Origin of the sequence: Flavilitoribacter nigricans DSM 23189 = NBRC 102662 (genome assembly GCF_002646595.1) — a bacterium.
GTDB classification, from domain to species: domain Bacteria; phylum Bacteroidota; class Bacteroidia; order Chitinophagales; family Saprospiraceae; genus Flavilitoribacter; species Flavilitoribacter nigricans.
Genome location: NZ_PDUD01000037.1, coordinates 66837 through 80631 on the forward strand (window position 1 = coordinate 66837; position 13795 = coordinate 80631).

The window sequence follows — 13795 nt, forward strand, 5'->3', positions numbered from 1 at the left end:
CTATCGGGTAGCATTTAAAATTGATCGACGACTGATCAACCTGCAGTTGATTACTGGTCGGTGCGGTGCGGACTCCCAAGGCGGCGGCCGGGATAAATTGACTGGAAACCATAACAATAATTTTGTAGTGCTTTACATCTATCCTCTCAACTTTCCCCATCTTTAAGCCATGAATACAGCAATCGCACGGACCGAAATCGTGCCCGGATATACTATCTCCCGGGTCCTGAAGGGCGGATGGCATCTGGCGGGCGGACACGGCCCCATTCAACCTCAGCGGGCTATTGAAGATATGAAGGCTTTTGTGGATGTCGGCATTACGACCTTTGATTGTGCCGATATCTACAGTGGAGTGGAAGAACTGATCGGGCAGTTCTTAAGAACCTATCGGCATGAATTCAGCAGCGGTGATCTGGCTCCGGTGCAAATTCATACCAAATATGTGCCCGACTACAATTTGCTCGGTAGCCTGAGTAAGAGAGATACCGAATCCGTTATCGATAGATCCTTACGGCGTCTGGGAAGAGAACAACTGGATCTGGTCCAGTTCCATTGGTGGGACTTTAATATTCCGGGTTACGTAGAAGCCGGACTCCATCTGGCGGCACTACAGAAAGCCGGAAAAATAAAACATCTTGGCCTGACTAATTTTGACGGCGCCCATTTGACTGAAATGATTGAGGCGGGTATTCCGGTGGTCTCCAATCAGATCCAGTACTCCATCCTGGATCAGCGGGCAGAACGTTATCTTCAGACCATCCAGCAACAGCATGGTATTGCTTTTTTAGCTTACGGTAGCATCGCCGGTGGTTTCCTGACGGATCGATATCTGGATATGCCTGATCCGACCGGTCCGCTCGAAAACCGATCTTTGACAAAATATCGCCTGATTATCGAAGAGTTTGGTGACTGGGCCTTCTTTCAGGCTACCCTGAAAGTATTAAGATCCATAGCCGATAAATACGAGGTGGGTATTGCGGAAGTTGCGGCGCAGTGGGTGTTGCAACGCCCCCTGGTTGCCGGCGTGATCATTGGTGCCCGAAACCGGCATCATCTGGATAAGTTAAAAAGTCTCACTCGTTTTTCTCTCCAGCAGAGCGACCTGGAAATTATCCAACGCCAAATTGATCGCGCCGAAGGGCCATCCGGACCCGTTTATGGCCTGGAACGCGACAAAAACGGGCGCCACGGGCGTATCATGAAATACAATCTTAATCGAAAATGAATCCAGTCGGTGAAAAAAACACGGCGGTATTAGCCTTTCACGGGGGAATGATCGGTGCATTGCTGCCTTTTCTCCTTTTTGTGGTTGGAGTGATTGCTATCGCCTTGTCCGGTGCGCCGGACGAACGTGGGTTTTGGCCGGTTTTACTGCTGGCGCTGGGTATCGGTTTACTGCTGGTAAAGGACAAAACGGCCTTTAGCCAGGTAGTGGTCGAAGGGATGTCACAGTCGATCGTGATGATCATGATCCTGGCCTGGATGCTGGCTTCCATCATCGGCGTATTGATGGCCAGTACCGGATTGGTAGAGGCCCTGATCTGGCTTTCCAGTCAGTTGAATTTGTCCGGAGGTGGGTTTGTGCTTACCGGCTTCATCATCTGCAGTCTGGTGTCTTTATCTACGGGTTCCAGCTTTGCGACGATCCTTATTTGTGGCCCCATCCTCTATCCGACCGGAGGATTGCTGGGAGCGCCCCTGGAAATACTCGCCGGAGCAATTCTTGCCGGAGCAACCTTCGGCGATTTTATTGCACCAATTTCGGATACAACTATCGCCAGTGCCCTGAGCCAGGGGGCAGATATTGGACCTACGGTTAAAAGTAGGATCAAATATATCCTTCCCGCGGCTATAATAGCTCTGATCGGCTACGGGCTTGCCGGTTACCTGGGCCAGGGTGCAGCTACACCAGATACTCAACAACTACTCGGTGACCCGAAAGGCCTTCCGATGTTGCTGATCCCGCTTTTCATCATCTATTTATTTCTCAGAGGGAAGCACTTGCTGCACGGTCTGTTGCTGGGCTTGCTGCTCGGCATCCTGCTGGGGTGGGTATTGGGACTTTTACCGTTGAATGAGATCTTTTCGCTGGATCTGGAGAACTTCACCGCTAAAAGCCTGGTCATCGATGGAATCAATCGGGCCGTTGGTATCAGCTTTTTTACCATACTCCTCATGGGGCTGGTTGCTACCTTGAAGGCCGCGGGTTTGGTCGATCAGTTGGTGCGCCTGGCGGCTACGCGAAGCAATAATGTGCGGCAGGCGGAATCCTGGATTGCCGGGACGGTGGGGGCAGCGGTGCTCCTAACGACGCATAGCATCGTCGCTATTCTGATGGTTGCAGAATTTGCGAATAGAACCGGAAACCAACAAGGGGTCTCTTCCAAAAGAAGGGCCAATATATTGAGTATGGTGGTTACGGTATTTCCATTTTTGTTGCCCTATTGCATTCCGGTGATCCTAATGGCCAACACCACCCAATCCGGAACTGAATTTAATCTACCTTCAGTTGCTCCGCTGCAGGTCGGTCTGTTCAACTTTATCTCGTGGGGAATATTACTGATTGCCCTGGCCGCAATACTTTTTGGATATGGCCGTAAAGGTGATCGGTAGAATTACAGCCTTTGCATCACTCTTAATTCAAATTAATACCAGCTATGGAACCCAATAAAAACCTGCGTCCCGATCAGTTTGAATTGTACGATCTGACCGTTTTTGTAGAAGCGATCAACGGCCATTGCACTTGTGAGATGGCGGTCGGCGATTGCTTCTTTATGAAAGGTGGTAAAATATCCCTGCCGGAGGGAAAAAACTTTTGCTTATACGCATTGCAATCGGCGATCCCCCTGCTCCCCGCCAAGCAGCGGATCAATCACCCTTCCGACTGGATGGAAACGGACGCCCGGGTGATTTGCCCCGATCCCGCCTGCCAATTGATCATGCGCATCGACCGGACCGGCCGGCGGGTGCTGGATCATGATGATGTGAGTCCGATTGCTTGGGAGGGGGATAAATAATAGCGCTGCCGTCTTTACCAGCTAATACCATATAAAAGTCCTATTTTTTATTTTAATCAACGTAAATTATCATTTGCGTTCATTAAAAATGACCTTATTTTAGCTCATTTTATAATCTACAAAGTAACTGATTGCAAAACCTCCGGGATTCCCTCTGTTTTGGCAATCAGCTAATATTTTCCAATCCTAAAGGTACGAAACAGGTCCACGACTTGTATAACTGGATATATAATTGCGGGAAATAGCCGTTAAAAGCGCGCTCACAGCTATACGAAACGATTATTTCCCGCGGCGGAAAGACTGACGTTGACTACACACGCATCTTTCTGAAAGTTAGTCTCTTGGCTTAAGTGTCACTTCAGATTCCAATTTCAGCGCCGGTTGCCCATCTGCTGTCTCGATATGCAGCGCTTCATTTTCCGGTCTTCCGCGTCGGGTAACCATTTGACCGTCAATAATTTCACCGGTTATTTCGGTAGATCGTTCTACGATTTTTCCGGTGATGGTTTTCTCTTCTTCTTTCCATTCAACCCGGACTCCTTTATTTTTCATATTTGTATTGGTTTTTATTAGTAAGTAATTATAAAACAATAATTTAAGTACTCGGGTTTGGATTTGAATGTCGGAAATCGGAATTTCTACTTAACATATAGTTATTTATAAGGTACTAGTTTATAATGACCTTTGAAATACGGAGCACCTTCCTTATCGGTATGTTTGAGAATTTTACTACTCTCTTTGCAAAAAAAAAATGGGGTACTCAAAGTACCCCATAGAAAAATTGCTTGGGTTAGTGTTGGTTCCTAACTGTAAATCATCCCCCGGACGATTTCTACTTAGTTTCCCCCTCGAAACGGTAATCGTCCTGTTGTCCTCCCAGGCGGGAATTATGAATTTCGACCTACTCTCTTCCTGCCTTGCAACGTTAAAAAGCCTAGCCGTCCGTACGTACGGCTAGTTTTTTGCCTTGCGAGTCAAAAAATTGCGGTGTCAACTTTTCACAAATCCTGCCCTGGCGGACTATACTATGACTGCGTCAAGATAAAAGCAATTCTAAACATAAATTTGTGGCAGTGTTACAAAGATTTGCCTGCAGGTTACATCGATAAATTATATCAATATAATAGATAAAGTTATTTTGTATCTGCTCACTAAATTAGAGACCTTTGGTAAAAGCAGTCGCTGATGAACGTTTGGAAGACAATTGTATACTTACTCCTTTTATTGTTAGGCTCAAATGAAATGTCGGGGCAGCACTATCTTACCCGGGCTGAGTTGATCACGACTGAAGCGGGTCTGGCTAATCTGATGACTACCTCTATCTACAAAGGTAGCCAGGGCTTTATTTGGGTAGGTACCGCTTATGGCCTGAGCCGGTACGACGGACAGCACTTTGGACTATTCGACCGTAAAACGAGTCACCTGCATGCTGATAAAGGTATCGTTCGTATCCAGGAAGATGAGCAGGGCCTGATCTGGCTCTTCTATCGGGAAGGCTTCCACCTGATTCCGGATCCTTCACCGGTGGGCGCTATAGATATTTTTGACCCTAAAGCAGAATTAGCTGTTCCTTTCGCGACCCACTTTGGAGATGCCGCTCCTTTTGAAGTACAGGACGTGTGCTTACCCACATTAATTGACCCTCAAAAGCGCTTATGGGTGCATACCCGTAAAGGAGAACTCTTCCTCCACCGGGATGGTCAGTTCGAAAGTGTTTTTCATTTGAAAGATACTTTTTTCGAGTATATAACTATTGATGACCAGGAGCGTATCTGGTTGGGATGGAAGGATACTTTGATAGCGATAGACCTGTCCGGTAAAGTATTGGAAAAACTGAAATTGAGCGGACAGATCCGGGGGATATGGAGTGGTTCTGATTCGACCTTGTGGCTCGCCATGCACGATCCCGGCAAGGACCAGCTTCGTATCGTGCGAAAAGACGAGGAGGGAAGACTGATTCCGCTGCGCCTGGAACGAAATGGTCAGGTGATCTCCCCTCAGATTAAAAGGCCGTTTTTGCATCGGCATAACGAGGGTTGGTGGTTTGTAAAATGGCAGGATGAACTTCACCTGTTTGACACAAGCGGTCATTGGATCGCTAACTACAATACTATAGCTGATAAGCGGGTGGATACCAACTTTTTCGACTTTGTGGAGGACCCGGATCGTTTGTGGCTTCCTTCTTCTACGGGGATTTTCAAGGCAATCGCCAGGGAAAACCCTTTTCTGCAGGTCCATAAAAAGGAGAAAAAATTGTCCGATTCCCGGAGTATTGTCGAGGGCCGGGATGGGGAAATATATTTTCTCAACAGTAAAATTTTTAAGTGGGACCCTGCCAAGAAGCTAACTTCGGAAATCCCGAATAGCTCCGGAGCAGCCTACGCTTTACTTTTTGCCGATAGTATAGTATGGGCGGGAACCTACGGTAAAAGCCCGATCGGATTCGATATAGATCTGAAAACGGGCCAAAGAACGGAATATTTACCGTATTCTCTGGATAAGACCCTGGTACATTGTATCAAGAAAACTGATACGGATGGACGTTATCTCGTTGGTCTCAACAGGGGTGTCGCCTTTTTGGATATTCACCTTAAGGCAATTCTACCGTATGAGCTCTATGCTCAACCCCCAAGCATTGAGGAACGAATACTGGAACAGAGTGAGGTCAATTTTATCCACGAAAATTCCATAGGATATTGGCTCGCCACCAGCAATGGTATCTTTCTACTCCATAAACGACAGGGCCTTGCTCGCCATTATTCCCGCGCCCGCGGGGATCTGCCGATGGATTATATCCGGCATATCTATGAAGATGGCAATGGTGTGTTTTGGCTGTCTACTAAAGGCGGTGGAATAATCAAATGGGAACCACTGCAATCTGGGAATGGATCGCTGAGGTTAAATCCGGAGATCAATTATACTCAACTTACCGTTGATGATGGCCTGACTAACAATTTCACTTATGCAGTTTATGAAGACGACAATAATAAATTATGGATCCCTACCGACCAGGGAATCATGCAGATGGATAAGTCTTCGATGCGAGTCAGGACTTTTTCAACGGATGAAGGATTGCCGCATCCGGAATTCAATTATTCCGCTCACCATCAGACTGCGGATGGTACGCTCTATTTTGGAGGATTAGGGGGATTAATAGCTTTCCAGCCTGATACCTTTACCAAGGAGGGAGAGAACCGCAGCTCAATGGCATTCACCGGCTACCATATCCTGGAAGAAGGGAACACCAAAATGACCGATCGGACCGGGCTCCTGAGGCAGGCTGATGCCATCACCATCAGCCCGCAGGATAAATTCTTCGAACTCTATTTTACATTATTGGACTTTGAGCCTGCTGACCAACATCGGTATGCATACAAGATCGATGGTTACAGCGATAGCTGGAGCTTTATCGATGAGGGATTCATCCGTTTTACTAATCTCCCCTATGGAAACTATAAGCTGATCATTCAGGGGCAAAACCGTAGTCTTGGCTGGTCCGCAGAGAGGCTAACATTGGCTATCCATGTAAAAAGCCCATTCTATCTCCAATGGTGGTTTCTGTCCGGCCTGTCTGTAATACTCTTCCTGTTTATAAGGTGGTGGATAAGTAAACTGAAGAAAAGCAAGGAATTACTGGAGAAAGAGGTAGGCAAACGCACCAGGGAATTGGAAAATATAAACAGCCAGTTATCCGAGCAGAATTTTAGAATTGAGCAGGACCGAACCATAATTGCCGGCCAGGCTAAGGCGCTGGAGGCACTGGACGAGGCAAAAACCCGGTTTTTTTCTAACATTACCCACGAATTTCGAACTCCGCTTACCCTGATCAACGGTCCGCTGGAACAAATTATTAGTGATCCGGATCTGCCGCCGGTATTTCAACCGCGATTGAACGGAGTACTGGGGAATGCCCGGCGGTTACTGGTTCTGATCAATCAGATGCTCGAGTTGGCCAAGATTGAGAATGGAAGTATAAAAGTAGAGCTGTCCAGAGGTGATATCGTCGACCATACCAGGCAACTTATTAAAGAATTTGAGCCTTTGGCCCTGAGCAACAGGCAGCGACTGTCTTTCGTTTCGCCTCTTGAGCGCTGGGAGACGAATTTTGACCGGGAAAAATGGAACAAAATCCTCTACAATCTGCTGTCTAATGCGCTCAAATTTACCGGAGAGCAGGAGGCAGTACAGGTGAGTCTGATGCGGGTGCAAAAATCCGACAAGCATTGGATCCGCCTGGATGTCCGAGATTCTGGCGTAGGAATAAAAAAGGAACAGCTATCCCAGATCTTTAACCGCTTTTTCCAGGCGGACCCAACTGCTTCGGACCAAGAAGGTGGTACCGGCATCGGCCTGGCCCTGGTCAAAGAACTGGTAGATGTAATGGGTGGTGAGGTCTGGGTGACCAGTGAGATCGGTTACGGAACTTCCTTCGAACTCTACATCCCAGTTCTGGAGGATGCTGGGATCATATCCCACAGGGAGAGTATGACGAAATTTTCGGATCTCCACCTGCCGATCAATCCGAAGCCCGACCTTTTACCGAAACGGAATGCGAAGCCTCAGAAAAATAAATTTATGCTGTTGCTCATTGAGGACAACCCGGAAATGCGTGCATATATTCGTCACTGCATCGGTGACGATCGCTACCATATCATTGAGGCGGTGGATGGCGTCGAAGGCATCGATAAGGCGTTTCATGTGATCCCGGATCTAATTGTGTCTGATATTATGATGCCGAAAGCAGATGGATTTGCTGTCGTGAAAGCAATACGCGAAGATATTCGCACTTCACACATACCACTGGTTTTACTGTCGGCCCGGTCCGCTCTGGAAAGTCGCCTGGAAGGAATTAGAAGGGGCGCAGATGCCTACCTTACCAAACCTTTTAGTCCGGCAGAGTTGGTGCTGCGAATAGATCAATTACTCGAAATCAGGCATTTATTACAGCGCCGTTATCAGGAAGACTTTCCCGTAGTTCACCAGGATGCTTTTCAATCCGAAGATGAATTCATCGATGGCTTACGTCAGTATATAATCGAACGTATCGATCACGTGGATCTCAATGGTGATCGAATTGGCCGTCATTTTGGTATCAGCCGGGTTCATCTCTACCGTAAACTGAAAGCTTTGACCGGGCAGTCAATCACGGAATTTGTAAAGAAAGTGCGCTTGCAGGAAGCACTCCGGTTGATCCGTGAGGGAAAAGGCAATGTTTCGGAGATTGCTTACCAGACAGGATTCTCTTCCGTCAGCCATTTTTCCCGCTCTTTCAAAAACGCTTTTGGAAAGTCCCCTTCGGAATTTTTGAACTAACGAGAGGTTTGGTGCTGCATCGATGCTTACGGAATAATAGTCCCGCAACAAAGCGCGTGCCGGTTCGGATCAGTGACGAAACTTATTTTACGTATGAGCAGCCAAAATGTCCTGATGCTTGACGTCTGGGACCGGGCAAAGTTTCATGCCACTCTTAGTTTTGATGTAACAGAGCGTCAAGAAATTGTAACACTTGTGCAACTTCCCTTTCCCATTTGTAAATAAGTTTGTGCTACTTTCTGGCAGTCAACAGTCTCTTATATCTGGCTCAGTAAGTCACATATGAGAAAAGAGAAGTATAGACAGGGCGACTGGGAAATCAGTAGAGGGGGCGAAAAGCAACGCTCACATCCCTTCTTCCTATCTCCGGGTCTCCCGGTCTTCGCCTGATCAAAACAAAATGTCCAGTAGTATGAGTAAGTCATTACCATTTGCCGTTAGGCGATCGTTATTTTAACCATAGCACTATGAATCGACCAGAAATCGCTGCGGCGGTCCAGCAAATAATAATGGATCACTTTAAGGTCTCCAGTAAAAAATTCTCCTGGAATGATCCCCTGGAGATGTTAAATAGCGATTTTCGGATCCTTGGTCATCTGGTTTATTTGGAAAAACTGCTTGCTCAACATTTTGGAAAACCCATTCATCTTATTGAAAATATAGGCGCTGCCCACTGTACCGCGTCGGACATCGTAGATATTATTGTGGACTAATTTTAAGGATCTCTAAACTCGAAATACGGGTGGAACGGACCTTCTCACATGAAACATTTTGATCACAAACGTGCAAAAGCCGTTTGGCTCCAATTTTCCACATCAGGATCGTCTCTAACCCAAACGATCTACTTGGAGAACGTTTTCGGGGATAGCATTCTGCTGTCCCCGTCGTTTCTTCATTGGGTTTGAAGAGGTAGATACTTCTCCCCTATTGGATAAAAAGCCACCGCCGTATTCTGGAGGCAATCATCAATTGCTGGGATACGATTGCGCTCCCTTTACCAGGTGCACAAAACCAGTAAATGACCAACCGGGGACTCTTTAATAATTGGATAACCACCGGTACATCCAAACTACAATCCCGCAATAAATTCCTCCAGATTAACCGCTCTTGCCAATTTCAGTTTTTTCCGCAGACGGTAACGGGTCGTATGCACACTTTCCACCGATATCCCCATCAGTTTCGCCATGTCCTTACTGGAGAAATTTAATTTGATCAGTGCACATAATCTTTGGTCTCCCTGGGTTAATTTAGGAAAGCGCTCGTTTAGGCACTCATAAAAACCTTGATTGACAGCAACAAATCGTGCTTCGAACTCTTCCCAGTTTTTGGTACTGCTCAACTTAATAGAACGAACGGTTCGGCGGACGTCATCGGCACTTAGGCCTTCTTTCTTCTCGGCAAGTTTATCCTTGATTGAGGCGAGAAATTCGTCTTTTTCAATCAGTTTAAGCGTGGAAGCGGCCAACTCCTTGTTTTTCAACTCCAGCAGCTCATTGGCCTTTTGCACTTCCATTTCGCGTTCTTTACGGATGAGGCGTTTTTCTGCCCGGTGTTTTGACCGTACATAGTTGAAATACAAAAAACCAATGATGAGCAGAAACAACAGGCAAACCAACAGAATTGCCCGTTGTAGAAACCATACCCGGTTGCGGTGTTCCAGTTCCGTCAGCCGTTGCTCGCGCAATAACTGCTGAGTCTGTTCCTGCTGCTCGCGGAAAGCATCCTGGATCTCCAGCAGTGGCCGGTTATTCTCACTGCGACTGTCGAAAAAGCGTTCGTCCAGGTCTTTCATCTGCCGTAGACTTTCATAAGCCTGCCGGAAATCGTTCCTATTTACGTAGAGGTTGGAAAGACGTTCGTAGATCAAGGGCGTAAAATCAATATGACTGTGGTATTCTTCGGAAATTTCCAGCGCCCGCTGGTAATATTTTTCCGCCTCCGGATAGTTGTTTAGCCCAACATAGGTATCTCCGGTATAGGTAAACAGGAGTACCTGGTAGGCCGGGCTATGGGCCGCAAACCACGGCTGAATACTTTGGTAGATCTGTAATGCCCGGCGATAATCGCCTTCCCCCTTGACCAGAAATGCCCGCTCGAATTCGAGAAAATGTTCGTTGATATACCGCTTTCCCGCCGGCATGACGGTTAGGCAACTGTCCAGATAAAGTTTCCCAAGTTCGGGTTCACTGAGCTCGCGATAGGTAGCGCACAGGGCGTAATAACTTTTGATCAGGTTTTCCCGCGAAACCGTCCCGCGTTGTATGAGTTCTTTGTTTACGTCCAGGGACAGGTATAGATAACGCAGGGCTTCTTCCCGCCTTTTGTAAAAACTGTAGTAACGCCCCAGATTGATGTAGACCCTTACTTTTGCTTCATCATCACCAATCTGATCCGCCAGAAATAGTGCCTTCCAGAGCTTATCGTAGGAGGTCTTATAGTTGGCCCGATGGCCGTTTGCACCGGCCAGGCGAATCAGCACCTCAATGGCTCGTAAGGTGTCCCCTTCTGCAAGAAAGCGCTCGTGATAAAGCTCAAACAAATAGATGGCACTGTCCGGGTACGCTTCCCGCAGGTCAATCGTCTCCTGGATCAGAATATCGTTCATTAATGTCTGAGCATTGTCCACCTGAGCAAATGCCCAATTGTTGAGTCCCAGTAAAGGTAATGTCAAGATGAAAATCCAGACTTGTCTAGTTGTATTGGACATTGGTATTCGGGCTGTTGTTTACACGTTCGTAATTCTGTTGACAAATATCGAAATAATGTTTGGGGCGTAATCAGCCTACCAAATAGAAAAATTGCCTTTGTCCAGTATTTGTCTAGTTTGTTCTTGCCTGATTTTTGAGAAGATCCACTCATTTTTACCCAACGGTTTGGGCGGCCGGTATGGATGTCTATGCTGAAAAACTTTAATGTACTACCTGATAGCGCTTCCTGCAACTACGGATAGCGGACCATCAATTTTTAAAAAATGAATAATAATTACCAGCTTTTCATAAACGGGCAATGGGTAACGGCCGGGACCGGGATGATCGACGAGATCGTTAATCCCATGAATGAGACGATCGTGGGGACAGTAGAGAACGGTAACGCCGCCGATGCAGTTCGGGCACTGCAGGCGGCAACTGCCGCGCAGCGATCGTGGCGTCGTTTACCGCCCCGCAGCCGAGCGGAACACCTGCGGGCATTCACCGCTGAGATCCGAAAGTATCAGGAGGAACTGGCTAATCTGCTCACCCGGGAACAGGGGAAACTGCTGAAAGTTGCCCGTTTCGAAGTAGCGGTCACCTGCTCTTTTATCGAGTACGCCTGTGAGTGGGCCCGACACATTGAAGGGGATATTTTGCCTTCCGACCATCCGGATGAACAGATCTGGATCCATAAAGTGCCGAAAGGGGTGGTCGTCGCTATCACGGCCTGGAATTTCCCACTGGCCCTGGCTGGCCGGAAAATAGGTCCGGCCCTGATTACCGGTAATACCGTAGTGCTGAAACCAACACCGGAAGCCCCACTGGCTACTCTGGAATTGTGCAATCTGGCTAAAAAAGCCGGACTGCCGGACGGTATCCTCAATATGGTTACCGGCGGAGTGGAAGTGGGTAAAGCACTGGTGGAAAGCCCTCTGACCAAAATGGTAACGATGACGGGTAGCACGCCTACCGGACAGGCGATATTCCGTTCGGCGGCCGAAAACCTTACCCACGTGCAACTGGAACTCGGAGGGAAAGCGCCCTGCATCGTGTTTGCGGATGCGGACCTGGACCTGGCCGTCGAAGGTGCCCTCCATTCCCGATTTGATAATTGCGGTCAGGTTTGTACCTGCAACGAACGCATGTACGTACAGGAGGATATCTACGATGAATTTATGAGCCGCTTCCTGGCCCGCGTCCGGGAGCTTAAGGTAGGAGACCCCATGGATGCCAGTACGGATATCGGTCCGAAAATGAACCTCGCCGGAGTGGAACATTTAGAGCAACTCGTTGCTGAAAGTGTGGCTGCGGGCGCTTCCGTACTCACGGGAGGTCAACGACCCCATGGGCCCGGATTTGAGCGAGGGTACTGGTTCTCCCCTACCATCCTTGGCGAGGTAAAACAAGACATGCGCATCGTGCACGAAGAGCTTTTTGGGCCGGTGCTTCCCGTTCTGAAATTCGAGACGTTCGAAGAGGTCATCACTTATGCTAATGATTCCAGGTATGGACTGGCCGCCATGGTCTTTACCAATGACATCAATAAGATCATGCGCCTGCAAAACGAATTGGAGTTTGGTGAAATATACATCAACCGGGGGCACGGCGAACAACACCAGGGTTTCCACAACGGCTTAAAACTGAGTGGTACGGGCGGTGAAGACGGACGCTACGGCCTGGAGCAATATCTGGAAAAAAAGACTTCTTACATCAGGTTCAAGACCTGATCAGGAATTGAACAAAACGAAAAATACAACTTATGATCGCAGGAGTAGCCTGGGCCGTACTGGCCGGTTTAATGTTGGGACTGTACGCACTTCCTGAGAAGTTTACCAGGGATTTCAAGTTCGAAAATACCTGGAGCCTGTTTTTTATGCTAACCATGTTCGTCGTACCCATCATTGCCTCTGTTTTATTAATCGACGGCTTTGGAGCGGTGTTTCGGTCTGTACCGACGGAAATTTTATTGAAAATGGGCGCCGCTGGTTTTTTGTGGGGCATTGGCGTAATGATGTGGGGCAAAGCCATTAACCATATTGGCCTTTCTCTCGGCTTTTCCCTCTTCATTGGTACGGTCATTCTAATCGGGTCCCTCCTCCCCTTTTTCGTAGATGGACTACCCGGCACCCGGGCTTTCACGGTCATTATGGCCGGGATCCTGGTGGTACTTCTGGGCGTGATCGCCAACGGACGTGCGGGCCTGATCCGGGAACAGGATGAAAAAAAGACCGACACCACGGAACAGAAGGGATCGGTGCTCACCGGCATCCTTATTGCTGTGATTGGTGGCCTGCTGGCTACCGGCTTCAGCTATGCCAATGCGGTCGGCCGCCCCGTCTTGCATGAGGCCAGTCAGTCGGCCGGTAATCCGGACTGGGTAACGGCTGTGGCTGTGATGTTCCCGATATTTATCAGTGGTGGTATCGTAATGCTGCTGTACTTTGGCTGGGAACTCAATCGTAAACAGGCCTGGGCGGATTTTAGAACGCCACATTTTGGAAAAAACTTCTGGCTCATTCTGATCATGGCGGTGTTCCATTACGCGGCCTCGGCGCTTTTTGCCTACGCGGCATTTCGGCTGGGTAGTGCGGGAAATACGGTAGGTTATGCCATATTTAATACGGCATCGGTCGCTACGGCTATTATCAGTGGACTGGTCACCGGAGAATGGGTGAAGGCATCACCTAAGGCCAGGAATTCCCTTTACTTTGGTTTGCTTTGCATGGTCGTCGGGATCATTATCGTGGCGATCGGCAACGGATTGACTGCCTGATC

General features: G+C 48.1%; 9 protein-coding genes. 7 read left to right on the plus strand and 2 right to left on the minus strand.

Features of this window, described 5'->3' with window-relative positions:
- The first annotated feature begins 169 nt into the window (after positions 1–169).
- Genes CRP01_RS30540 through CRP01_RS30550 form a run of 3 tightly spaced genes read left to right on the plus strand, consistent with a single transcriptional unit; the run spans position 170 to position 3017 of the window.
- Positions 170–1225, plus strand: coding sequence for an aldo/keto reductase (locus CRP01_RS30540; protein ID WP_099153870.1), 1056 nt, complete (start codon positions 170–172; stop codon positions 1223–1225).
- The gene (locus tag CRP01_RS30545; RefSeq protein WP_099153871.1) at positions 1222–2613 is read left to right on the plus strand and encodes a Na+/H+ antiporter NhaC family protein; all 1392 of its coding nucleotides are present in this window, start codon (positions 1222–1224) and stop codon (positions 2611–2613) included. Before CRP01_RS30540 ends, CRP01_RS30545 begins: the two co-directional genes overlap by 4 nt.
- 44 nt (positions 2614–2657) lie before the next feature.
- The gene (locus CRP01_RS30550; protein ID WP_099153872.1) at positions 2658–3017 is read left to right on the plus strand and encodes a TIGR04076 family protein; all 360 of its coding nucleotides are present in this window, start codon (positions 2658–2660) and stop codon (positions 3015–3017) included.
- 333 nt (positions 3018–3350) lie between these two features.
- On the opposite strand, the gene CRP01_RS30555 is transcribed toward CRP01_RS30550, so the two are convergent.
- Positions 3351–3569, minus strand: coding sequence for an HVA1 family protein (locus CRP01_RS30555; protein ID WP_099153873.1), 219 nt, complete (start codon positions 3567–3569; stop codon positions 3351–3353).
- 690 nt (positions 3570–4259) lie between these two features.
- Between CRP01_RS30555 and CRP01_RS30560 the strand changes: the two genes are divergently transcribed.
- Positions 4260–8330 carry a hybrid sensor histidine kinase/response regulator transcription factor gene (locus CRP01_RS30560; RefSeq protein ID WP_170110609.1) on the plus strand — a complete coding sequence of 1357 codons (4071 nt, stop codon included), beginning with the start codon at positions 4260–4262 and terminating at the stop codon, positions 8328–8330.
- 467 nt (positions 8331–8797) lie between these two features.
- Entirely contained in the window at positions 8798–9043 is a 246-nt protein-coding gene (locus tag CRP01_RS30565) for a hypothetical protein (protein WP_099153875.1), read from the plus strand.
- Between the two features lie 356 nt (positions 9044–9399).
- Here the strand turns inward: CRP01_RS30565 and CRP01_RS30570 are convergent, their stop codons facing one another.
- The gene (locus CRP01_RS30570) at positions 9400–11001 is read right to left on the minus strand and encodes a tetratricopeptide repeat protein (protein ID WP_170110610.1); all 1602 of its coding nucleotides are present in this window, start codon (positions 10999–11001) and stop codon (positions 9400–9402) included.
- Between the two features lie 300 nt (positions 11002–11301).
- On the opposite strand from CRP01_RS30570, the gene aldA reads away from it, so the two are divergent.
- Complete coding sequence (aldA, locus tag CRP01_RS30575; protein WP_099153877.1) at positions 11302–12747, plus strand: aldehyde dehydrogenase; 1446 nt, start codon at positions 11302–11304, stop codon at positions 12745–12747.
- 32 nt (positions 12748–12779) lie between these two features.
- Positions 12780–13793, plus strand: a complete 1014-nt coding sequence (locus CRP01_RS30580) for an L-rhamnose/proton symporter RhaT (RefSeq protein ID WP_099153878.1) — start codon at positions 12780–12782, stop codon at positions 13791–13793.
- Positions 13794–13795 lie beyond the last annotated feature (2 nt).

What these genes read in the sequence shown, in the direction of transcription:
- CRP01_RS30540 (WP_099153870.1), top strand. Translation starts at nt 170, where the DNA reads ATGAATACAGCAATCGCACGGACCGAAATCGTGCCCGGATATACTATC.
- CRP01_RS30545 (WP_099153871.1), top strand. Translation starts at nt 1,222, where the DNA reads ATGAATCCAGTCGGTGAAAAAAACACGGCGGTATTAGCCTTTCACGGG.
- CRP01_RS30550 (WP_099153872.1), top strand. Translation starts at nt 2,658, where the DNA reads ATGGAACCCAATAAAAACCTGCGTCCCGATCAGTTTGAATTGTACGAT.
- CRP01_RS30555 (WP_099153873.1), bottom strand. Translation starts at nt 3,569, where the DNA reads ATGAAAAATAAAGGAGTCCGGGTTGAATGGAAAGAAGAAGAGAAAACC.
- CRP01_RS30560 (WP_170110609.1), top strand. Translation starts at nt 4,260, where the DNA reads ATGTCGGGGCAGCACTATCTTACCCGGGCTGAGTTGATCACGACTGAA.
- CRP01_RS30565 (WP_099153875.1), top strand. Translation starts at nt 8,798, where the DNA reads ATGAATCGACCAGAAATCGCTGCGGCGGTCCAGCAAATAATAATGGAT.
- aldA (WP_099153877.1), top strand. Translation starts at nt 11,302, where the DNA reads ATGAATAATAATTACCAGCTTTTCATAAACGGGCAATGGGTAACGGCC.
- CRP01_RS30580 (WP_099153878.1), top strand. Translation starts at nt 12,780, where the DNA reads ATGATCGCAGGAGTAGCCTGGGCCGTACTGGCCGGTTTAATGTTGGGA.